The sequence below is a fragment of the Vibrio coralliilyticus genome, assembly GCF_024449095.1.
GTDB lineage: Bacteria > Pseudomonadota > Gammaproteobacteria > Enterobacterales > Vibrionaceae > Vibrio > Vibrio coralliilyticus_A.
Map to the genome: position 1 here is coordinate 1,135,920 of NZ_CP024627.1, position 22,736 is coordinate 1,158,655.

The 22,736-nt window shown below is 42.6% G+C and carries 22 protein-coding genes; 6 read left to right on the plus strand and 16 right to left on the minus strand.

Going from position 1 to position 22,736, the window contains the following annotated elements:
- Nucleotides 1–138: 138 nt before the first annotated feature.
- Nucleotides 139–1,344 (minus strand): cystathionine beta-lyase, encoded by a 1,206-nt coding sequence (locus CTT30_RS05185; RefSeq protein ID WP_239868197.1) that lies wholly within the window; start codon nucleotides 1,342–1,344, stop codon nucleotides 139–141.
- A gap of 87 nt (nucleotides 1,345–1,431) precedes the next feature.
- On the minus strand, nucleotides 1,432–2,886 hold the full coding sequence (gene cls / locus CTT30_RS05190) for a cardiolipin synthase (protein ID WP_239836684.1): 1,455 nt from the start codon (nucleotides 2,884–2,886) through the stop codon (nucleotides 1,432–1,434).
- 465 nt (nucleotides 2,887–3,351) lie between these two features.
- Here cls and CTT30_RS05195 point away from each other — a divergent pair, with 465 nt between their 5' ends.
- From CTT30_RS05195 to CTT30_RS05210, 4 genes are all read left to right on the plus strand, one after another.
- Nucleotides 3,352–4,722 (plus strand): sodium-dependent transporter, encoded by a 1,371-nt coding sequence (locus tag CTT30_RS05195; RefSeq protein ID WP_006962749.1) that lies wholly within the window; start codon nucleotides 3,352–3,354, stop codon nucleotides 4,720–4,722.
- A gap of 122 nt (nucleotides 4,723–4,844) precedes the next feature.
- Nucleotides 4,845–5,540, plus strand: coding sequence for a TIGR01621 family pseudouridine synthase (locus tag CTT30_RS05200; RefSeq protein WP_252036222.1), 696 nt, complete (start codon nucleotides 4,845–4,847; stop codon nucleotides 5,538–5,540).
- 11 nt (nucleotides 5,541–5,551) lie between these two features.
- Complete coding sequence (locus tag CTT30_RS05205) at nucleotides 5,552–6,484, plus strand: class I SAM-dependent methyltransferase (protein ID WP_252036606.1); 933 nt, start codon at nucleotides 5,552–5,554, stop codon at nucleotides 6,482–6,484.
- A 91-nt stretch (nucleotides 6,485–6,575) separates the two neighbouring features.
- Nucleotides 6,576–6,725: a hypothetical protein gene (locus tag CTT30_RS05210; RefSeq protein ID WP_252036223.1), complete on the plus strand. Its 150-nt coding sequence runs from the start codon at nucleotides 6,576–6,578 to the stop codon at nucleotides 6,723–6,725.
- A 31-nt stretch (nucleotides 6,726–6,756) separates the two neighbouring features.
- Here CTT30_RS05210 and CTT30_RS05215 read toward each other — a convergent pair whose 3' ends face one another.
- The 5 genes from CTT30_RS05215 to CTT30_RS05235 all read right to left on the minus strand — a co-directional run bounded on the left by CTT30_RS05215 (nucleotide 6,757) and on the right by CTT30_RS05235 (nucleotide 11,504).
- Complete coding sequence (locus CTT30_RS05215; RefSeq protein ID WP_064487689.1) at nucleotides 6,757–7,362, minus strand: CDP-alcohol phosphatidyltransferase family protein; 606 nt, start codon at nucleotides 7,360–7,362, stop codon at nucleotides 6,757–6,759.
- Complete coding sequence (locus tag CTT30_RS05220) at nucleotides 7,355–8,002, minus strand: ABC transporter ATP-binding protein (RefSeq protein WP_252036224.1); 648 nt, start codon at nucleotides 8,000–8,002, stop codon at nucleotides 7,355–7,357. Before CTT30_RS05220 ends, CTT30_RS05215 begins: the two co-directional genes overlap by 8 nt.
- Nucleotides 7,968–9,677 (minus strand): ABC transporter permease, encoded by a 1,710-nt coding sequence (locus CTT30_RS05225; protein WP_252036225.1) that lies wholly within the window; start codon nucleotides 9,675–9,677, stop codon nucleotides 7,968–7,970. The genes CTT30_RS05220 and CTT30_RS05225 overlap by 35 nt, the downstream gene beginning before the upstream one ends.
- A 33-nt stretch (nucleotides 9,678–9,710) precedes the next feature.
- Nucleotides 9,711–10,853, minus strand: coding sequence for an ABC transporter substrate-binding protein (locus CTT30_RS05230; RefSeq protein WP_252036226.1), 1,143 nt, complete (start codon nucleotides 10,851–10,853; stop codon nucleotides 9,711–9,713).
- A gap of 204 nt (nucleotides 10,854–11,057) precedes the next feature.
- Entirely contained in the window at nucleotides 11,058–11,504 is a 447-nt protein-coding gene (locus CTT30_RS05235; RefSeq protein WP_252036227.1) for an META domain-containing protein, read from the minus strand.
- Between the two features lie 213 nt (nucleotides 11,505–11,717).
- Between CTT30_RS05235 and CTT30_RS05240 the strand changes: the two genes are divergently transcribed.
- Nucleotides 11,718–11,966, plus strand: a complete 249-nt coding sequence (locus tag CTT30_RS05240; RefSeq protein ID WP_239836677.1) for a DUF1289 domain-containing protein — start codon at nucleotides 11,718–11,720, stop codon at nucleotides 11,964–11,966.
- Nucleotides 11,967–12,008: 42 nt separating this feature from the next.
- On the opposite strand, the gene CTT30_RS05245 is transcribed toward CTT30_RS05240, so the two are convergent.
- From CTT30_RS05245 to CTT30_RS05285, 9 genes are all read right to left on the minus strand, one after another.
- Nucleotides 12,009–12,230 (minus strand): hypothetical protein, encoded by a 222-nt coding sequence (locus tag CTT30_RS05245; RefSeq protein ID WP_252036229.1) that lies wholly within the window; start codon nucleotides 12,228–12,230, stop codon nucleotides 12,009–12,011.
- A 331-nt stretch (nucleotides 12,231–12,561) separates the two neighbouring features.
- Entirely contained in the window at nucleotides 12,562–12,963 is a 402-nt protein-coding gene (gspS2, locus tag CTT30_RS05250) for a GspS/AspS pilotin family protein (RefSeq protein ID WP_239836675.1), read from the minus strand.
- A 1-nt stretch (nucleotide 12,964) separates the two neighbouring features.
- Nucleotides 12,965–13,261: a YciI family protein gene (locus CTT30_RS05255; protein WP_252036230.1), complete on the minus strand. Its 297-nt coding sequence runs from the start codon at nucleotides 13,259–13,261 to the stop codon at nucleotides 12,965–12,967.
- Nucleotides 13,262–13,374: 113 nt separating this feature from the next.
- Nucleotides 13,375–13,773, minus strand: a complete 399-nt coding sequence (yciA, locus tag CTT30_RS05260) for an acyl-CoA thioester hydrolase YciA (protein ID WP_239836673.1) — start codon at nucleotides 13,771–13,773, stop codon at nucleotides 13,375–13,377.
- A 92-nt stretch (nucleotides 13,774–13,865) separates the two neighbouring features.
- Nucleotides 13,866–14,417: a septation protein A gene (locus CTT30_RS05265; RefSeq protein ID WP_252036231.1), complete on the minus strand. Its 552-nt coding sequence runs from the start codon at nucleotides 14,415–14,417 to the stop codon at nucleotides 13,866–13,868.
- A gap of 151 nt (nucleotides 14,418–14,568) precedes the next feature.
- Nucleotides 14,569–14,811, minus strand: coding sequence for a hypothetical protein (locus tag CTT30_RS05270; protein WP_239836671.1), 243 nt, complete (start codon nucleotides 14,809–14,811; stop codon nucleotides 14,569–14,571).
- Nucleotides 14,812–15,101: 290 nt separating this feature from the next.
- A complete protein-coding gene (locus CTT30_RS05275) occupies nucleotides 15,102–17,591 on the minus strand; it encodes a hybrid sensor histidine kinase/response regulator (RefSeq protein WP_353505743.1) in 2,490 nt (829 codons plus the stop codon).
- A 449-nt stretch (nucleotides 17,592–18,040) separates the two neighbouring features.
- Nucleotides 18,041–20,557 (minus strand): hybrid sensor histidine kinase/response regulator, encoded by a 2,517-nt coding sequence (locus CTT30_RS05280; protein WP_252036234.1) that lies wholly within the window; start codon nucleotides 20,555–20,557, stop codon nucleotides 18,041–18,043.
- Nucleotides 20,538–21,758: an acyl-homoserine-lactone synthase gene (locus tag CTT30_RS05285; RefSeq protein ID WP_252036235.1), complete on the minus strand. Its 1,221-nt coding sequence runs from the start codon at nucleotides 21,756–21,758 to the stop codon at nucleotides 20,538–20,540. Before CTT30_RS05285 ends, CTT30_RS05280 begins: the two co-directional genes overlap by 20 nt.
- Before the next feature lie 567 nt (nucleotides 21,759–22,325).
- Here CTT30_RS05285 and ihfA point away from each other — a divergent pair.
- Nucleotides 22,326–22,622 (plus strand): integration host factor subunit alpha, encoded by a 297-nt coding sequence (gene ihfA, locus CTT30_RS05290; protein WP_045974367.1) that lies wholly within the window; start codon nucleotides 22,326–22,328, stop codon nucleotides 22,620–22,622.
- Nucleotides 22,623–22,736: the final 114 nt, after the last annotated feature.

A 22,736-nucleotide genomic window follows, 5' to 3' on the forward strand; every position in this document is an offset into this window, starting at 1 on the left:
GCTAAGCGATAGAACTGTGAATTGAGAAAGGAAAACAACACAATTGTTTAACGTGTTATTATGTATTGATAAAATATTCAATAATATCAATATTTTAAAATCAAGCCCCAGAGGTGGGGCTTATAGGAGTTTGTTAGATCAAGCGGTGGTATGTTGTTCTAGAATGAGCGAATTATAGCGCTCCAAGCCACGTTCAAGATCAGTGATCAGATCGTCGATATTTTCCAGCCCTATATGTAGCCGAATGAGTGTGCCTTCGAAGTTGGGGTTCGCAACGGTTCGTAGGCTATTAAAGCTTTTTGGCTCGTTCGCTAAAATCAGACTTTCAAACCCGCCCCAAGAGTACCCCATACTGAAATGCTTCATACCATCAAGCAGTGCCGTGGTGGCGCGAGGATAGCTAGTTTTTAACACAAATGAGAATAAGCCATTACCACCGGTGAAATCACGTTGGAAAAACTCATGGCCAGGGCAAGTTTCTAGTGCAGGGTGGCGAACATGATCGACTTCCGGACGATTTTGTAACCACTTAGCAATTTTCAGGCTGTTCTCTGCATGTTGGCGAAGACGTACGTCGAGAGTACGAATGCCACGTAGCCCAAGATAGGCATCATCAGGTGACACACATTGGCCCATTAAATAGCTTTGTTCTCGCAACTGATCCCAGTGTTTTTCATTTGCGACAGCGGTGCCCAGCATGACATCAGAGTGGCCAACAATGTACTTAGTCGCGGCTTGAATGGAAATATCAACACCATGCTCAAAAGGTGAGAAATTCACACCAGCGGCCCAAGTGTTGTCGAGCATGACAATGATGTCATGTTCATGGGCAATTTTGGCTAAGGTTGGAACGTCTTGTACTTCCATGGTAATAGAGCCGGGCGACTCTAGGAACAGCACTTTGGTGTTTGGCTGAATTAAATCACGGATACCTTCGCCGATCACTGGGTCGTAATAGGTTGTTTCCACTCCCATCTTCTTCATGATCTTGTCACAGAAGTCTCGAGTTGGTTCATAGCAGGTATCCACCATCAGAATATGATCGCCTGATTCAATAAAAGAAAGAATCGCGTTGGAAATAGCTGCTGTACCACAAGGATACAAAGCGCAGCCGGCACCACCCTCAACTTCAACCATTGCATCTTGGAAAGCAAAGTGAGTATGGGTGCCACGACGGCCATAAAAGAGGGTTTTATTTGCTCGGTTAACCGTTGCGTGATGTTTTTCTGCAACGGTATCAAATACGACAGTAGAAGCGCGTTGAACTGGTGGATTCACGACCCCATTGGTCCATTTTTTGTCTCGACCTGCGGTGACCAGCTTGGTTTGCTTATCTTCTGACATTGAAAATCCTTATCTGAAAATGCGTTGCCTTATTTAAAACATGGCAACGCATTAATAGCAAGAGAGTCAGAAGTCAGAAATTACTTATCATAGAAGAGGATTGAATAAGTAGTAGGTTCGCTCTAAGAAACGTGAATATAGAGAGCGCTTTTTCCACTCCTCTAGTTTTACTTCATGAGAGGTTTCTATATAACTTTGTTGCAGCCAGTACATTTCTTTGGTGAAAGCTTCGTCATCAATGGCTAGCGTCAATTCAAAATTGAGCCATAAGCTGCGCATGTCAATATTTACGGTGCCAACTAAACAGAATTGCTGATCTATGACCACGGATTTTGTATGCAGTAGGCCGCCATAAAACTCATAAATTTTTACACCTGCTTCCATAAGTTCTGCGTAAAAAGCACGTGAAGCCCATTGCACCATGAGTGAATTATTTTTTTGTGGAATGATCAGCTCAACAGTAATGCCACGCTGCGCTGTCATTTTAAGCGTTTCGAGCAGATCCGCGCTGGGTACAAAATATGGTGTTGTGATTCTCACTGATTGGTTTGCCTGATTGATGGCAAGGGTCAATACCTGAGAAATTAGGTGCTCTGGCATCCCTGGTCCTGAAGGGACGACTTGAACTGGGTGCTGAGGCTCGTTAGGGTCTAATTGGCATTCTGGTAATTGGGGAAGAGAGCGCGACCCAGTTTCAACTTCCCAGTCCCAGCAGTGGATAGCAGAGAGTACATTAACGGTTGGCCCTGTCACTCGCACCATGATGTCTATCCATTGACCAACCCCTGATTCCTGTTTGAAGAAGGCAGGATCAACTAAGTTCATTGAACCTGTATAGCCAATCTTGTCATCTATAACGATGATTTTACGATGCTGACGTAGGTCGAGGCGGCGGAGAAAAATACGCCAAGGGCTGACCTCTAAAGCTTGTACGACTTCAACCCCAGCTGTTTGCATCATCTTGAGCCACTGACTGCGGAAGAAACGTAGGCTGCCAGCAGAGTCAAGAAGCAGTTTGACTTCTACACCGCGCTTCGCAGCTCTGATCAGAGCAGAAGCCACGGCATCAGCCAATCCACCCGGATGCCAGATATAAAAAACCATTCGTACACTGGTTTGCGCATTCTCAATATCTTCAATGATCGAATGTAGAATATCATTCGGAGAACTTTGTAATGATAAGGTGTTGCCACTCAGGGCAGGTAATCCAAGTCGATTGTTACACAGTTCATCAATGCGATAGATGTGACGACCGAAGCTCTCAGTATCGTGTGCATGGCATTCATTAAGGCTGGAAAACCATTTGGCGAACGGAACGAACATTTCTTTTGCTCTTTCTGCTCTTCTTCGGCCGAGGTTTAGTTCCCCAAAGAGGAAGTAACAAGCCACGCCGACGATAGGAATGATGTAGATGATCATCAGCCAAGAAAGAGACACGCTCACCGCTCTTCGTTTGAGAACAACTCGTAATGTTACCCCAGCAACCAGAATCCAGTAGAAGACAATGCCAGCCAATGTGAGGAAGTGATAGAACTTTTCCATTCAATTTCCTGAATAAATCAATCGCTTGAGTATAATAAAGGATTAACTTAAATATTAAATCCAGTTAGGTGCGGCGACAACAAACATTTCGTTTTCAAATGTTGTTATGAGTAATGTGACGTAGTGGGTTAGATAAATATCCTAAATAGAATTATTATGTTGCAAAAGTGTAAAATGTAGATAAAAGGGGAGGTATTAGTTCAAAAAAGCAGCGTTTAAGCGCGATATACCGTGCGGTGGTGGGAATTTACACTTTTTGGGGTTCCAATTTTAATCTCAAACTGTTTTACTTGCCACATTGTTAGGGTCACCTAGAATTCTAATAAGTGTAAATTTTTTTATACACTCAACTTTTCGACGCCTAACGTAAGCAAACACAACTTATAAATTTTTAATGGAGTAATCGTGGCTAACAGTATAAGTGCACAGCCCCGTGATACATGGGGGTCTAAATTAGGCTTCGTTATGGCCGCAGCAGGTTCTGCTGTTGGTTTGGGTAACATATGGAAGTTTCCTTACACGGCAGGTGAGAGTGGTGGCGGTGCGTTCGTTGCTATCTACCTGATTTTTGTAATTTTCATTGGCTTTAGCGTTATGCTGACAGAATTCGCTATTGGCCGTAAGACAGGTCTATCTGCAGTAGGTGCATTTAAGTCTACTGATCGTCGTTGGACATTTACCGGCGTTATCGGTGTTGTCAGTGGCTTGCTTATCATGGGCTTCTACCCGGTAGTAGGCGGTTGGGCACTGGCATACATCTTTAAAGTAGGTGGTGGTCTGCTTAGCACGCCAGAAGCTATTGGTGATAGTTTTGGTGGCTTTATCTCTGACCCAGTACAGCCACTGATGTGGATGGGTATTTACCTGATGTTTAACATCGTTATCGTAATGAAAGGTATTTCTGGCGGTATCGAAAAAGCAGGTAAGATTCTGATGCCACTATTATTCCTTATCCTGATCGTTGTATCAGTGAAAGGTCTGATGCTTCCAGGTGCGATGGCAGGTCTAGAGTTCCTGTTCATGCCGGACTTCTCCAAAGTAGATAGCAACGTAGTGCTTGCAGCGCTGGGTCAGGCGTTCTTCTCTCTAAGTCTTGGTATGGGTTGTATGATGACGTACGGTTCTTACCTGAAGAAGAAAGAGAACCTAGTTCAGACTACCGGTATGGTAACGGCTATGGATACGGGTGTTGCTATCCTAGCTGGTGTGGCAATGTTCCCAGCTATGTTCGCATTTGGTATGGAACCAGCAGCAGGTCCTGGTCTGGTCTTTGTTGTTGTGCCTCAGCTATTCGCTGAAATGGGCGGCGTTATTGGTCTTCTGTTCGCACTGCTGTTCTTCATTGGTCTAACAGTAGCGGCACTGACATCTTCGGTATCATTGCTTGAAGTTGTAGTTTCTTACCTAATCGATGAGAAAGGTATGAAGCGCCCAACAGCGGTAATCGCAGCAAGCTCAGTAATGGCGGCACTATGTGTGTTTGCTTCTCTATCTCTGGGTGGCGTTGGTCCAACTCTGTTTGGTACTGGTGCATTTGATATCTTCGACCTACTGACTGATAAGATTTTCCTAGCAGTTGGCGGTATGTTGGTATGTATCTTTGCGGGCTGGCGTCTAAGCCGTGCTGACCTTGAGAAAGAAATCACTAATGACGGTGAAGTCTCTTTCCCACTGTTTGGCCTATGGTACAACCTAGTGAAATACGTAATCCCTGTTGCTATCGCAATCGTTGCTTTCATGGGCATCAAGTCTGGCTTTGATAGTGGCAAAGGTGAAATCATGCTACTGGGTATCGGAATCATTGCGTTTGCAGGTGTGCTTTCTAAGAAACTGTAACGCTGAATCCAGTTAACAACGTAAACGGGGAGCCTACATGGCTCCCCGTTTTTATTTGCTTATCTACTTGTGGAATTAGAACGCATAACAGGTATACTCATGCGTCCAAAGTGGAGCCCTCTATGTTTGATATCGTTTTTTCTCATTCAGACTTTGTCGTCATTAATAAACACCCCAATGTTTCCGTTCATAAAGATGATGGCGAAACCATGTTGCTACATGAAGTGGCATTAGTTACTGGTGATGAGCAACTCTATCTTGTGCATCGATTGGATAAGATGACTTCTGGGCTTCTCTTGCTTGCGCGCAACGCTGCGGCTGCGAGTGAGTTATCGACACAATTTGCTCAACGTCGTGTGGTAAAATTCTATTTGGCGATTGGTAGTAAGAAGCCGAAAAAGAAACAAGGGCTTGTTAGTGGTGATATGGAGCGCTCGCGTCGCTCTGCATGGAAATTAACCAACTCTCATTCAAATCCTGCGATCACGCAGTTTCTTTCAGCTAGCGCGGAACCGGGAGAGCGTTTGTTCTTGTGCAAGCCCCATACAGGTAAAACGCATCAAATCAGGGTAGCACTAAAGTCGGTCGGTTCACCTATCGTCGGAGATGCGATTTATGCCCCCACCAGTAAATCAGACCGAGGTTACCTCCATGCATTTGCGCTTGAATTTGAGTTTCATGGAGAAGCATTCCAGTTTGTCTGTGAGCCGAGAGAAAATGCTCGGCTTGGTGAGAAATGGCGGCAGGAAAATGTCAGCCAAGGCATTAATACTTGGCTAAAACCTTGGGAGCTCTCATGGCCGAAAATCAAAAAATAACAGGAACCAGTATGCAGGTTGAACAACTCCCTACATTCTTCGCTCACATTTCGGAGCAGTTATCGAGTACTTCCAACGAAGTCAGGCGTGTATTTCACGGTCGAGGCCGCGTATACCAAGGTTTAGAGCAGATCACTTGTGACTGGGTCGATTGCCAATTGCTGATCAATATATTCAAGAGTGTTGACGACGAGTTTCTTGAACAGCTCAAACAGGGATTACGTGAGCTATCTGAGACTGTGCTATGGCAGGAGAAAGGCGTCAAATGTGTGGTTATCCAGCATAGATACAGCGAAGGTTCGCCATCGGAAGTGATCATCGGTGAACTGAACACTAAACCTGTTGTGGTTGAGTCAGGGCTGAAGTACCAACTCGACATTGGACGTAACCAAAACTTTGGTTTGTTTCTCGATATGCGCCTAGGCCGAGAGTGGGTTCAGCAGCATGCTAAACATAAAAATGTTCTCAACTTATTTGCCTATACCTGTGGATTTTCAGTTGCGGCTATCGATGGTGGTGCTGATCAGGTTGTGAATGTCGATATGGCAAGGGCGTCTCTGTCGAAAGGGCGAGATAACCATAGATTGAATGAGCACAACCTTAATCAAGTGAAGTTTCTGGCTTATGACATTTTTAGATCTTGGGGAAAAATCAAAAGATCAGGGCCGTATGATCTAGTCATCATCGATCCACCTTCCTTTCAAAAAGGCAGCTTTGCGCTAACCAAAGACTATAAGAGAATTCTTCGTCGTCTACCTGAGCTGCTCACTGATAAGGGCGAAGTGCTTGCGTGTGTGAACTCTCCTCAGGTCAGTAGCGATTTCTTAATTGAAAGTATGAAGGAAGAAGCACCGGAGCTGAGCTTTGTACAACGGTTAGATAATCCGCCAGAATTTGCTGATGTTGATAGTGAAGCGGCGCTTAAAGTGATGCTGTTCCGCTAAATTTACTGAGTTCTTTGTAATTCCATATTGACCTCAACTTAACTTGAGCTTCTATGCTGAAGTCAGAATTACTTCAGTTGGGAGAACGGATATGCAAAATGACTACATCAAGGAATTATCAAAGAAAACATTTCAGGAAGAGCCAGCACTAGAATTCCAATCTATGCCGAAACGTCAGTTTCATGTTCCGAGTTTCTTCTCCGGATTGTTGGTCGCAGTGATAATCAATTTTGTCTTTTAAAAAAGGTCGCATTGAGCGACCTATTTTATGTCTATTTCAGAGTGTGGAAACCTGAATAGATGCGAGTAAAGGTCGTGAACCAGCAGGCGGTGCCAAACAGATATGCAATGATGGCAAAGTGCTGTGGGAAAAGACAAAACGCAATGAAACACGCTATGGTTTCAGTGCCCTCAGTCAGCCCACTCATATAGTAAAGGGATTTGTTTTTATAAACAGGATTCTCAATTCCACGTTTCCCTGCCATGACGGCAAAAGCAAGAAAGCTGCAGCCAGTACCAATGAATGAGAAAATGAGAAAGGCGCCCGCCACCGCGTTTTGCTCTGGATTAGCGACCACAAAGCCAAATGGGATCAGAGAGTAAAACAGGAAGTCGAGGCTGATATCGAGAAATCCACCTGCATCTGTGATGCCCTGACGCCGAGCTAGCGCGCCATCCAAACCATCAAATACTCGGTTAATAACGATGAACACAAGTGCCAGCTCGTATTGCTCAAAGTACAGAGCAGGAAACGCTAGGCACCCAAGAAGAAAACCACTTAGCGTGGTTTGGTTTGCGGTCACACCGAGTTTATCTAATCCGGCGGCTGTAATAGCCAAAGGGGAGCGAATGACTTTGATACTGAACCGATCAAGCATGATGAGTCTCCCACGGCCAACTTAATACCCGTCCGTTCTCAGGAACATCATCCTTGTCATGTGTCACCATCAAGGTAGGAATATTTGCTTCTGCCAGTTGAGCGATGACCCAGTCACGAAACTGTGTTCTAAGTTCTTTATCCAGTTTGCTAAACGGTTCATCTAACAGCGCTAGTTTAGGCTTGGCCAGTAGCATTCTTAGCAAGCTGACACGAGCACGTTGGCCGCCGGAAATCTGGTCAGGAAATGAATCTGCGAGTTGTGAGAGCTCAACCTTGTTCAATGCGACCATGGCTTGGTGGCGTCTTTCATCGCCTTTGATTGAGTTAGGAAGGGCAAAAGCGAGGTTCTGCCACACGTTTAGGTGTGGAAATAGCAAATCATCCTGAAACAGAATTCCAACTTGTCGCTGATGGGGTTCAAGTTTAGCTAAGTTAATGCCATTCAGTAGCACGCGCCCGGAATGGACAAACTCACTGCTCATATGCCCGGCGATCAAACTCAATAAGGTTGATTTTCCGCATCCACTGGGGCCCATTAGGCAAACGACTTCCTGCGCTGAAACGGATATATTCAAATCAGAAAATAGGGCTTCGCCGCTGGTTTTATGGATGGCGAGGCTTTCTAGAGACAGCGTCATGCGTAAGGGCATCCTTGTTCGTTTGTTTTTGATAATCAGGTTGTCGCAATGCGAATCTGCCAATAAGGATGGCAGAGACAAAGAAAACAAATGGCAAGATGGCTTGCCAAATCGCGTAGATGGCAGTAACGCGTCGATCGAAGCCACTCGAAAGAGCGACGGCTTCCGTGGTCACGGTTGCAATCCTGCCCCCACCGAGCATCAGAGTCGGTAGATATTGCGCCAAGCTCACACTGGCTCCGACAGCCCAAGCGTACAAGATGGCTGGTAGCAGCAACTTAACCTTAATATGAAAAAAGACAAAGAGAGGCGTTTTGCCAAGGCTTAATGCTGCTCGAGTATAGTTGTTGTCATAGCTTCGCCATGGGCCATCGAGTGCTAAGTACACAAATGGGAAAGCGAAGAACACGTGTGACCAGATGACCCAGATGTAATAGGCATCACCAGACAAGTAGAGAGTGGTTATCTGGATACCAAATAAGATAGAAAGCTGTGGGATAAGCATAGGTAAAGCAATGACATAACCTGGCAAGTGTAAGCGAAAACGGATACGACTTTCTTGAGCCACCACACCCAATATCAAAGCAAAACAAGCGGTAACGGCAGCAATGATCAAACTTTGGTTAATCGTCGGTAATATATTGAGCCACTCATTGCTCCAAAAGCGGTCACTATATCGGGTAGGGAGAAAGTCCGGAAAGCGCCATCGATGAGCGAAGCTCCAGATCAACATCAGTGGAAACATAATGCCGGCTAAAATGGCCGAAACGGTAAACAGCGTTTTCCCGGGGAGACTAAACCCTCTTCGACCTGAGTATTGCCACTGACCAAAATGGCCGACGAGAAGCTTTTCGACCAGTACGATTAAGACTAAAAGTAAACTGGCTAACACAAACAGCATAACCGCGCCAGATGCCGCACGAGGGATTAGTGATAAGTCAGGGTCGTTAAACCACTGCCATACTAATACGGCCAAAGTAGGTGGATTGGTTGGGCCCAAGATCAAACTCAAATCGACCACGGAAACGCCATAAGCCATCACGGCAAACATAGCGAAGCGCATTCTTACCAACCAAAGAGGGAAGACCGCCTTCCACCACATTTGTGCGGGTGAATAGCCCAGAGAACTGCTAACTTGATACAGTTTGTCGATTTTAATCTGCTGCAAAACGGGAATGCTCATGAGCAGTAAAAATGGCACTTCTTTAAATGAAAGTGCCATGGCTAACCCCAGCGCATAAGGGTCATGCACTAACCAAGTTGCTTCATGTGTGTCGACGTCAATACCTAAGGTTTGAGCCAACAAACGTGCAACCATGCCTGTAGGAGCGAAAAGAAAAGCAAACCCTATCGCGAAAGCGACGTGAGGCATCGCTAGCAAGGGGGAAAGCAGTGCTTCAACTTTTCGCCAATGGTGGTCTAACCAAAGGCTTTGAAGAATCGCAAAGCAGATTAAACAAGAAAGATAAGTACTGGCTATGGAGCTGAATAAAGTGAGCCCAATGGAGTGCTCAATCCCCGGCCATTCGAAAAACTGCTGATAGCTGCTGAGTGAGAAATCGAACAGGCCGACAGGAGGAACATAACCAAATGATGAGAGCAATACACCAACTAATCCGGGGATTGTTGGGGTAATGCAAATCAAAATGAATACTGTGTACGCAGCTCTTAACATCTGGCTTTCGTCACTTAATGGTTATGGTTGCTCTTAATTACCGTAGCGCTTCTGCCACTCTGTTTCCAGAGCAGCCTGCCAGCTAGGGTGTGGTTCAGCAACAGATTTGAATAGCGTTGTTTTCTTTGCGCTGCCTGTTAAGTATTGATTCTCAAGCACGGATGGATCGCCCCAAATAGACAAGTCACCTTTGCGAGATTGAGCTTCAGGGCTCAACAGGAAGTTAACTGCCACTAATGCACCCTCTTTGGCGTTGGCATTCCATGGGATCGCAAGGAAGTGAATATTAGAGAGAGCACCTCCATCCATTGCATAAACCGTTGTGCTCTCGGCTAGGTTACCGTTTGCCTGAGCAGAGTAAACGGAATTTGGGTTAAATGTGATGGCAAGATCAAGCTGTCCGTCATCTAAGAGCTGTACTGTTTCTGCAGAGCTTGCCGGAAATTGCTTACCTTGTCGCCAAGCGACTTGATGGAATTCATCTAAGTATTTCCATAAAGGCGCAGTGACAGCATCAAAGTTGACCTGTTCAACCGGCTTAGCCAAAGCAGGATCATTGGCAGTCAGTTCAATCAATACGGCTTTAAGAAAGCTGGTACCATGAAACTCTGGCGGGCGAGGGTAGCTCAGCTTGTTTGGAAATGCCTTGGCGTAACTTAACATCTCCGTATAGGAGGCAGGAGGGTTGTTGAGAGTTAGTTTATCGTGAATAAAAACTAACTGCCCGACACCCCATGGGGCTTCTAAACCTTCTGTTGGCTCTGAAAAATCACGATCAACCGGTAAGGATTTATCTACTTTCTGCCAGCTTGGTAAGTGCTGAACAAAAGGGCCAAAAAGTAATTGATTGTTCTTCATAGATTTGAAGTTTTCGCCATTAATCCAAACCATATCGACACTGCCGCCAGTATTCTTTCCGGCCGCTTTCTCTGCAATCAAGCGTGTTGTGGTTTCGGCGATGTCAGTTACTTTTACATGCTGTAATGTCACATCATAGCGCGCTTGCAGTTGGCTATTTGCCCAGCGTAGATAGTTGTTGATTTCTTGACTGCCACCCCATGCATGGAAGTATACGGTTTGCCCTTTGGCTTTCTCTGTAATCTGTTGCCAATTATCTTGCGCCGTTGCCCCAAAAGACAGCAACAAGGTAGAGATGAAAGTGATCAGCCTTTTCATGGTTGTCCTTACCCTTTGAATGAGTTCATTGATGTGGTGATAGACCGTGCTATCTATGGTTTTCATTCATTATGACTGAAAAAATTTAATTTTCTTATGTATTTGAAGGAATTGTAAGCGGACTGTATGAGAATTGAACATGTTCTTAGCTTAATAACAAAAAAGCAGCCATTGATGGCTGCTTTATAATATGTAGGTTAATAACTAGCCTTTCCAGTCGCTAAGCTTGAAAGTCAAAGTATGAATGTCGTTCTTTAATACCATACCTTCATCGGTCAATGTTACGTCACTCCATTCCGCCAAGGATTGAGAGAATGCACGTTCTAAGTCCATCACGTCTCCAATACACATTTTCATCGTCATGCCCATTTTTTCAATGCGGAGCTGGTTACCCTTGAGCTCAGCTTGACCGAAAAAATTGTTACAGCCTGCATTACCATTAGCCATCAAATTTTCTCCCACTTCAAGGCGAGGTTTTTTCTGATGGTTTTCTACCTTAACTGCTTCGCCATCAATACTAACCAGTTCCCAGTTGTGATGCTGAAGATCTTGAGCTGTAATTTGTTTCACATCGCCTCCATTGCTTGCACAAGCTGTCATGACAAAAGGGAGTGAGGCAGCAGCAAGTAATGTTTTTGGACTAAACTTCATAGTAATGAACTCCGAAATATAGAAACGTTATTCGACATTTTGTCGACTTTAATGGCACAAAGTATAGGTCAGAAAGCACTATTTTTGTCAGGTTAAGGTCATAGTTTGTTTACAGTCACATAATGAAAGTTATTGAATTTCATTTAATTATAAATTTAATACAGTAGGAGTAAGTGCTTAAAGCGTAGCTAAGAAAACTATGATGAGGCACATATGGAACAACTAGAATTTTTTGCCGTCCCAAGCCCATGTGTAGGCGTTTGCACAGTAGATGAAAAAGGCTACTGTAAAGGTTGTATGCGCAAGCGTGACGAGCGTTTTAATTGGTTGAATTTTACCCCAGACGAACAGCGCCACATTATCAAACTGTGCCGCTTACGCTATCGCCGAAAAATGCAAGGTGCGAAGACCGAGCCAGAAGTGGGCTTAGAGCTTCAAAGCCCACAGCAAGATCTATTTTAATACCAATCTAGATTCGCCTTCTTTTTTGAAAGCGAGGAGGGTCTATTTAATTCCCCACTTATCACTTATCCAACCACCGACATGGTCGTCAAAGTGATTGCCGCTAAAGCGATAGTTTTGTTCAGGGTGTTGCTCAGATTCAGGTTTTGAATCAAGCAGTTGTTGAATGTAATTGGCCATAGGATCACTGCAATTTAGCCGTTCTTGCCGAGTCGCGACTTCTTTTATTAATTGCAGACGATAGGAATTGCTTGCGCGTTTCATTTAGGTGATCCTCCTTGGTTATGACACTAATATGAAAAGTTAGGAGTCGATTGAGCTATCGTCAATATGAGATCACACTTTTAAAGAATAATTGTCTTTGCTTTGGTTCTTATGTATTCAGTGGGAGGAGGATTATTTTGTTAAACAATATGACCTTAGGTGAGATTGTCTCATTTTGCCTATATAAGTAATGTCATAAAAATTTCATTAATTTATGTTAGCTCGATGTGCGGTGTGGATTGATGTGAAATGATACCTATTTATTGGAAGGCTTAAAGAAAAAGACTTCGCTTGTGGAAGTCTTTTTACATTCCAGAGTCTTTAGAGAATTTTAAGGGGTCGCGGCTTGGCAGGTTTGTTTTGTGACGATTTCGTCGACCATCAGTTGCCCGCGGCTGTTACGCATCTTAAGTCGATAGCTTAAGCCAACCTCCAAATTATTTTTTGTGTCAGGGTTCGTGCAGTAACTATTAACGCTGTGACGAAGCACTTGCTTCAATGGCTTAGCGCCCTGAGCATCTTGGTTATACACCATCATGATCTCGATCATTGTGCCTTTGGAGTTTGCTCTCATGATAGAAAGTGGGCCAGCTTCCATAGGTAACTCCGAAGCCAACAAATTCGCTCGATTGGCGGCAAGCAATTCGAGCTCGCGCTGTTTATCGCCCTCTGGTGAGGCACAGCCTGCCAATATGGCAGCAGAAAGCACGGCTAAGGTAATCTTCAGTTTCATCTTAAAATACTTTCTTGAATGGTTTAACGATGACTTTCTCGTACACACCCGCCTCAATATACGGATCAGCATCTGCCCAGCTTTGCGCTTGCGCAAGTGAATCGAACTCTGCGATAACTGTTGAACCTGTAAAGCCAGCTTCACCTGGGTTATCTGAATCGATGGCAGGCATAGGCCCCGCTGTCAGTAAACGTCCTTCATCTCGAAGCTTTTGAAGTCGTTCTAAGTGTGCTGGGCGTGCACTTAGACGTTTTTCCAATGAGTTTTCAACGTCTTGAGAGAAAATAACATACCACATGTATTGATGTCCTTATAATGAATAAGCGACTAAGCAGCCGGTTATTGTGTGATTTACCTAACTCTACAGAATGTAACAGCTTTTTAAAGACTTTCTGACAGCAAAGTGTGAGATTAGTTTTGTTTGATTGGGCGAGGTTTACCCTCAGTATCAATAGCGACGTAGTTGAATGTCGCGTCACACACCATAAAGCGATCTTCTACACCATGTTCTTTGACTGGCTTAACCCATACTTCGAGATCAATACTCATTGATGTGCGACCAATCTTGGTACATTCACCGTAGCAGCAAACCACATCACCCACCTTTACTGGCTTTTTAAAGGTAATACTTGAGACGGAAACCGTCACAATACGCCCACCCGATATTTCTTTAGCCAGAATCCCACCAGCTAAGTCGAGCTGAGACATGATCCAGCCTCCGAATATATCACCATTCGCATTAGTATCTGCAGGCATTGCAAGGGTGCGCAAAAGCATTTGTCCACGAGGGGAAGTGATTTCTTTACTCATTTTGACATCCGTAAAACTAAACAGCGGCCGAAGTGGCCGCTGCAATATCTCAAAGGGGAAAAATTAGTATGAATTATATCAAAAGCGTGTGGTTAGTCACCAGAATTGGCTTCGGATTTATCTTTTGGAAGATGTTTATAGATGTAGATACCTGTGATTAAGGTGAAGCCAAATGTTGCTGCGAGTAAGCCGAAGACTTTGAAATTAACCCAAACATCGAGCGGAAGTTTAAAGGCAATATAGACGTTCACTCCAGCACAGAAAGAAAAGAAGGCAACCCACGCCCAAGTCACTTTTGACCACACGTGGTCTGGTAGGCTGATTTCTTTACCTAACATCCCCTTTATCGCGGATTTGCCTATTACATGGCTTACTGCAAGGCCGATAGCGAAAACGATATAAACAATAGTGACTTTCCATTTGATGAAATCATCGTTGTGCAGGACGATGGTCATTCCGCCAAACAGAGCAACCATAACAAAGGTGATCAACTGCATTTTCTCGATTTTCCTATATAAGGCATAGGTGATAACCAATTGGATAGCAGTTGCTATGATTAGAGCACCAGTCGCCACATAGATATCGTGCATTTTGTATAAAACGAAAAAGATAATGAGCGGAATAAAATCGATCAGTTGTTTCATTATTGCCGGTTCTATAGAGTTTGGGGAGGATTCAGTCTAACCAAGTCTGATGAAATCACAAAGGTATTAAAAGCAGCGGATTTAAAACCTTATTTTGCTGTTTCAAGTGTTCAAGTGGCTGGCCATATTTGACCAGCCTAATACTGATGACTTATGAGTGCATTTCTAATCGCCTAATTAGGGGCTTAATATCTTCGAGGTAGCCCTCGTCTTTCAAGTTAGAAACGGCAACTTGAAGCTCTTCATTGGACATTGCGAAACAGCTCGATTTGCCTGTCATATAGTTGAGGTAGTCGTGATATTCATGCTCAGTAAAGTGACCAAGACGATCAACCAACAAGCTTTTAATGCCATGATGAATAAGGCGATAGTATGTATGACGATGAATTTCCATAAGCTGCCTCTCTTAGCTATGTCAGTCTGATGTCTCTCTCAGACTGAGAAAGTGGCAAAGACAAAATATTGCCACTTTTTCATTCATAGCTGTCTAAAAGCATAATAAGTGCCACAACTACTGAAAATGCCATGACATAGATTTTTTATTAACGATATTAACCAGTTAATGTAGGTTAAAGTCACGTCAACATCCAAACACATATGAGGCGTTGATAATGAAAATGAGTCCTTGGGTTATCGCATGATAGCTGACATGCAAATTGCGAGTCGTTTTGAAACAGCGATGTATTAGACAGGAGCAGGCGCTAATGCAGTGGTCAACACCTCATCTAATGCTTGCTTTGATGTCGGCTTGGATAAATGACCATCCATCAGTTCATTGATTTTTTTTAGCTCTTTATCACCCGACTCTCCGGACAGAGCAATGATGGGCAAAGATGGGTGTGAGCGTTTGATGATGCTAGCCGCTTCAAACCCATCCATTATCGGCATTTGAATGTCCATAAAGACGAGATCAATAGGGTTGTTCTGAATCGTCTGAACTGCGACCTTCCCGTTATTGGCTAGTAGGACGTTATAGCCTAGTTGCTCAAGATAAAGCTTAGCAAGTAAAAGCTGAACCCGCTTATCGTCTACTACGAGGATTAACGGCTTTTCCATTCGTTTGGCTGAGGGCTTTATCTGATTTGAAATAGCAATCGTTGGCGTGCTGGAAATGAGCTCCAAGGATTCGTTAGCGCCGTTATTAAGTTTAACATTAGTGGTGTTAGGCATCGGTGGAAAAGACAAATAAAATGTTGTGAAATCTCCTTCTTTTGACTCACAGCAAATCGTGCCACCAAAAGCCTTCATTACACGTTGACAGTATCCTAGTCCTAATCCACTGCCACCGCTTTTGTTGTGGCTAAAGAAGTCGTCAAATATTTTAGACAAATATGCTTCAGGAATACCGGGACCAGTATCTGAGAATATAACTTGGTTTTGGTCATTACCTTTTAATGTTCGGATTGTTATTGTGCTATCAGGGTAGGGGTCAAAGTAATATATCGCATTACGTAGCAAATTGAAGAGAACGAAGTTAAACAGGGTTTCGTTTATTTTTACGACAAAATCTTGCTCAATATCTAAGTGGACTCTTTGACGCATAGAATCGTCATCAAACCCATATTGGTTCACTGCTGCAAGTATCACCGATGACATAGATGAAGGGAGTACAGGCTCCTGATCGAGCGATGCATTATCCACTTCGCGCACTATGATATCAATTAATTGGTGACCACGTTTTATGGCCTGTTTTCCTTTGTTTACGTGGGTAGCAAGTTCTTCAAGTGGTCGGTTGCTATCGATTCCTGAGCCTAGGTGCTCAAACTGAAATTGGACTTGAGCGAAGGGGTTACGCATCTCATGGGCAATAGAACTTGCTAAGGCTTGTGACTGACGAACTTCTCGTTCGTAGTTAATATGTACTTGTACTTTTTTAAACACCCTCTCTAATGCGGATAACTCTTCATAGGAAAAATACACACCATCATTCTTAGGACTTGACACTAAGACATGTGAAAGATTGTTTTTACTCTTATATATAGGGAGGACAAGTGCCGATTGCGTCTTGTTCATATTCTGGTGAACGAGACTTAATGTATGATTCCCAAGTTGTGACAATACCTCTTCAACCTCTTCAATGACGAGTGCTGCACTGTGATCTTTAAAATATGCACGATATAAATGTGCGCCTTGATAGTCATCAAGTAAACGAAGCTTATCTTTGGGTACTTGCAAATAATTGGCAAGGCTTTCTATGGCTTGAGCCGGTGAGTGCTGAAATTCTTCCTCCAGCCGAGAAATGCGCTCTACAGGGCATATTGAATCACCGTACAGAAGCAAGCTGGCTCCTCTTCTTATCGTTTTGTAGAGTGTTTGCCAAGTCACGCCAACGAGCAATACTGATAGCAGTACATCGGTCAATCTAATTTCAATAAAGGGATAAAGAATTGAAATCAAGCTTGCATAAATAAGAGCGGTTGTTCCAACGTTTAGAGCTACAAAGCAAATGTATTTTGGACTATAGAATCTAGAAGTAAGTAGTCCATAACCCATGAAAAGCATTTCACTGAGTGAAAGCGTTGGTGGTAACCAAGTGAGTGAAAATTCATTGAAAAAATAGGTTAGGCCTACTTGAATAATTGCTGTTGAGCACATGAATATGGTTATACCCAATATCATGTAGTTGATACGAGTTCTGCGGATTGGGCTATTACTATTTTTAAGTGAAAGCAGGTTAGTAAATGTAAGTAAAATCAGTGTTACGATGCCAAGAAAGAAGTATTTAGTGTATGGACCGAACTCCAGTCGAAAGTTACTCGGTGCGGTAATTTCTATGCCTTTTATTGTCCAGCCTGGAAGTAGATTACAAGCAACACTAGAGATAAAAATGGCAAAAACCAATTTCTGTTGCCAATAAGGGACTGATTGTCCTGTGTAATGTTTGTGTAGCTTTGCAATAAAGCAATAAGCACAAGCAAATGCAATCAAGTTGGCTAAGTTGGCTAAGATAGCCATATTGATAGCCACTTCATGACTAAATTGCTTAATCAGGTCTGTATGAAAATAGCTATTACTCAGCATCCATATGAAAACACCAATTGTGTAGCCAATATAGTAGCCATATTGCTGCAAACTGAACGTACCATGACGTTTTGCAAGCGCTGTACAAAAGTAGACAGCCCACAATAGTACGAGTAGGGCGGTTAAAACTAAAACAACCGCCTTGGTATACATTAATTGATTCAATAAATAATTGAACATGATGTTCTGTTTTCACCAGATATTGACATTGCTATCGTGGGTCCGAGTTGGGTTGGTGTCTTCGTCGGTATTCATTTGTATCTAGGCAATTAACTGACTTTTGAGTGAAAAGTGTAAGACAACCAATGACTAATGTGAGTTAGTAGATTCAACGTTGATAGACTTATTTACCTGACAAAAGTAATTATGCAACTAGTTTTTTATTTGTGTCTGAGCGCTGTCCCACTTTTTGATATGAAAAGCTTGTTCTATGTAAAGTTTTAGAGTGGATAATGACTAGATTTAGTCTGGTTCGGCTGAATGGCTCACTCTATGAACAGCATGATGATAAAACGAAAAAGCGGTGAAAGTGAGTCTCCCTTTTACCGCTTTTTTATTCCACCTTTCTTTGAGTGTTATTCTGCTCCAGTATAGAGGAGTTGTTAATGAACATTCATCGATAGAGCTGATGTTAACATTTGTTCGAGCGCTTGTTTGGTTGTCGGTTTCGAAAGGCGTCCATCCATGAGTTCACTTATCATACTTAATTCCCTTTCTCCTGACTCTCCAGATAACGCAATAATGGGAATTGTCGGGTAAGAGCGCTTTATGATGCTTGCCGCTTCAAAACCATTCATGACGGGCATTTGTATATCCATGAAAACTAGATTAATTGGGTTGTTGTGTATAATCTCAATAGCGACTTTACCATTGTTGGCTAGGACGACATCGTAGCCTAGTTGCTCAAGATATAATTTGACAAGGGAGCGTTGAACTTCTTTATCATCGACAACTAAAATGAGGTGCTTATCGAACCTCTCAATAGAGTGTGTCAAATTAGCGACAAAGGCATTCGTTTGCTCTTGCATACTAGTTTTCACATTTTGAGGTACATCGTTATCTACTTTAACTGGTTTTACTCCAGCGACAGTGGGGAATGATAGATGAAACTCTGTGAATTCTCCTTCTTGGGACTCGCAGCGAATTGAACCTCCGAATGCTTTCATCACTCTTTGGCAGTATCCCAAACCAAGACCACTTCCTCCACTTTTGTTATGGCTGAAAAAGTCATCGAAGATTCTTGTTAAGTAATCTTGAGGTATACCAGGGCCAGTATCGGAAAAGATTACTCTATTTTCATACTCTCCTGCTTCTGTTCGAATGCATATAGTGCTATTAGGGTATGAATCAAAATAATAGATAGCATTACGGAGCAAGTTAAATAGTACAAAGTTAAATAGCGTTTCATTGAGCTTAACAACAAAGTCTTGTTGGATATCTAGCTGAACACGCTGTCTCATCAGTTCATCATCAAATCCATATTGATTGACCGCTGAGTGAATTGCTGAAGATATAGATGTCGGTACAGCAGGTTCTTGATCTAGAGACGAACTATTGACTTCACGAAGAATAATATCGATCAATTGCCGACCTCTATTGATAGCTTGCCTCCCCTTGTCTACATGTATAGCTAGATCACTATATGATTGTCGACTTTCAATCTTTTGCTCTAAGTTTTCAAATTCAAACTGAACTTGTGTAAGTGGGTTTCTCATCTCATGGGCGATGGAGTTCGCAAGAGCTTGGGACTGTCGCACTTTTCTCTCGTAATTGATGTGGACCTGAACTTTCTGCAAAACTCGCTCGAGAGCAGACAGCTCTTCATTGGAGAAGTGCAAGCCATCGTTTTTATAACTAGAAACTAGTACATGGGAGAGCCTATTTCTTCCTTCATAGATAGGAAGCACTATTGCTGACTGTGTCTCGCTCATGTTGTGATGGATGTTGCTCAACGTTTGGTTTCTGGTCTGAGATAGCTCCTCTTCAACCTCATCAATCACAAGCGGAGTAGTGCTGCTTTCGAAATAAGGCCTGTAAAAGCTTGCACCTTGGTAGTCATCAAGTAAACGAAGATTTTCTTTTGGTACACCTAAGTAGTTAGCGAGCATATCTATTGCCAAAGTCGGTGAATTTTGAAATTCCTCTTCTAGACGTGAAATTTTTTCTACCGGAGAAAGTGGGTCACCATAAAGGGCTCGACTTATGACCATTTGCGTTGTTTGATAAGCTTTTCGCCATGTCAGTCCTACAAATAGCACTATCAGTATAACTTCTGTCCGCTTAACATCGTCAAATACATTGAGAACAGATAACAGCCCCGTATAGATCAAAGCGGTAGCTACTACGCTGGTCATGATAAAGAAAACGTATTTGGGGCTATAAAATCTCGATGTAAGCAATGCGTAGCCCATAAACAACATCTCACTTACTGAAAGTGCTGGTGGTAGCCAGGTCAAAGAGAAGTCATTGAAAAAGAATGTGAAACCAAGTTGGATTATTGCTGTGGAGCACATGAATATGGTCATACCAAGAATCATATAATTAATTCTTGTACGACGGATCCTATTACTACATTTTTTAAGTGATAGCAGGTTGATGAAGGTTAGTATAACTAGTGCTGTGAGCCCTAAGAAAAATGGTTGTGTATAGGGGCCAAAGTCTAGCTCAAATTGACTTGGGCCCGTAATTGTAACTCCTTTAACCGTTAGTTCAGGAACTAGGTTACAGATGACTCCAAAGATGACAATGACCGTCACCGAAAGGCTTTGCCATGCAGCAACGGACTTATGAGCGTAGTAGGTTTGTAATTTTACAGAAAAGAGATAAGCAGAAGTAAACGCCACTAAGGCTGAAATATTTGCTACTACTGCCATATTAATTGCAATAGCATTTCCAAATTCTTTCAGTAGCCCAGTATGAAAGTAGCTATTACTCAATATCCAAATGAACAAACCCGCAGTGTATGAGATGTAGTAGGAATATTGCTTCAAGCTCAAAGAACCGTGTCTTTTAGCTAAAGCCATGCAGAAATAGCCTGTCCATACTAGAACTAGAGTAGCAGTAAGGGCTAAGAACACAGCTTTTGTATACAAAATTTGACTAAATAGATAACTGGACATGATGTTCTTCTAGCACCGGCTTGTGATGTTGTTTAAGCTGACTTAAAGTTTGTCTTTTGTACTTTCTAAAGTCAGAGTTTTGTAATTCATAGTTAAGGTTTTTTATCAACCACAGCCCCTTGTAAGTCGAAAACCCGCTATCGGAGAGAGTATTCCTACTGATATGACAGTATGCGTCAGTGGGTAGACTCTCATAATACTTGATCATGAACGGTTGTTCGATCACAACAAAAGCGATCTCGAAGTTTTTCTCGTGAAGCTGCTTCATTAATCGCTTTTGTGATAGGTACAAAAAGAACATTTTCTGGTTCTGAGTTCCACTGACTGTCATGCGAATGATCTCACAACAATGATGTTTAGTGGATAGTTCCGGCCAAATTTGTGTGTCAAAGTCGGATGCTGAAAGTGACAGGGGGCTAGAGAGAAGATGATGTGTTACTCCAAGTTGTGCCAGAATATTACGCTTAGGAACTAACTGCCAGTTTGGAGACATAAAGAAAGATGAGAAATAAAGCCAATTCTTAGCGTCTTCATATAAGTTTATTCTCACCGTTGAGACTATCGTGGGGACAGTTGTTTCTTCCGAATTATACGTCAGTATAAAGTGCCTCCCTGCGTTTGACAGTTCAATTGAACCAAGCATTTCGTACCATTGTTGCTCTTTAACAAAGGTCGAAAGGTTTATTAATGTGACTGCATCTGACAATTTCATCGGGGTATCAGAATGCAGAGTATAATATTGCTGTTCATGGTTAGATATGTCTTCAATGACACTATCAGTGAAATTATCTTCATTGATTGAGATCTGTTTTGGATAGCTTCCACTCATGGAAGAAGTACCACAATATTTTTCTTTAATTTGCCATATTAGATATTCGCACCAAGCTTCCGCCCAGTTATCGAATAACTGATAGGCTTGACGTTCTATCGTGTGCCAACCCTGCGGTAGATAAGGGCACTCCTTGCTAATGATTTTTTGGTAGTAGGTTGAGTTTACCTTCTTTGATGAACTTTGATATTTAAGGTCAGGAATAAGTTCATCTATTTGTTTAAAGCGAGCATTCAGAACTTGATTAAAAAATAGGTGAGTTTCGTTTTCAAATAAGCCTTTTAATTCCTTGAACCACGATGCTCTCTTATCTTCCAGTTTACCTGTCGGTAGTAATTGATTTGTATTAACCATAGACGTTGTAAGTTGCATTTATATTTTTATACTTATCTATTTACATGATGACAGTGTCAATGCAACTTGATTTGTATGACTATCTGAGCTTCATCTCATCATTTTATAAAAATATGACAGATTGTTAATGTAACTTTGGGTTATATAATCGGGGCTGTTACAAAAGTCGATGGAAAGTAGTATTTAGTTGTTGGGGTGTTTAGGTTTTAGCTATTACTGTGAGTCTGGTTTAGGCATCATTGACAGTAGCGATAAAATGATGATTTAGCTTGGTTAGTATTCGTTTTTGAGTTTTATGTAAATATAATCAGAATGAAATTCCTTGAAGCTAGAAATATGGAGGCTAATCTCTGGTTTTATAGAGCCAGATTGCATCCTGAGTAATACATAAATCTAGATTAAGAATACTATATACTGCTGATTTTTTTGGTTAATTTGCGTTCTCTTAACAAAAAAGTTGGCGAAAATCAGAAGGTTGGCATACACTTTCCCAAGTAAAGCCGATATGTTGTTGATTGGCTGGGCAAAATGCTTTGGCGCTACCCATTCGGTAGCAATGTTTAACACAGCTTTGAGGAAAGTTTTATGGCGCTCACAAAGGCCGATTTGGCAGAAAACCTGTTTGAGAAGCTCGGATACAGTAAACGGGATGCCAAGGAAACGGTTGAGGCGTTTTTCGAAGAAATTCGTAAGGCACTAGAGAGTGGCGAACAGGTAAAACTGTCTGGATTTGGTAACTTTGATCTCCGAGAAAAAAATGAACGTCCAGGTCGAAACCCAAAGACGGGTGAAGACATTCCAATCAGTGCTCGTCGCGTTGTCACCTTCCGCCCGGGGCAAAAACTAAAAGCCCGTGTAGAAAATGCCAAGGTAGAAGACTAACACGCATGATGCTTGTCAGTTGAAACCTACAGAATTCTAGAAGACGGATTAATCGATAATTCGTCCTCTAGCTATTCCTAAAAATACCCAAGCTATCACAGCTTGGGTATTTTT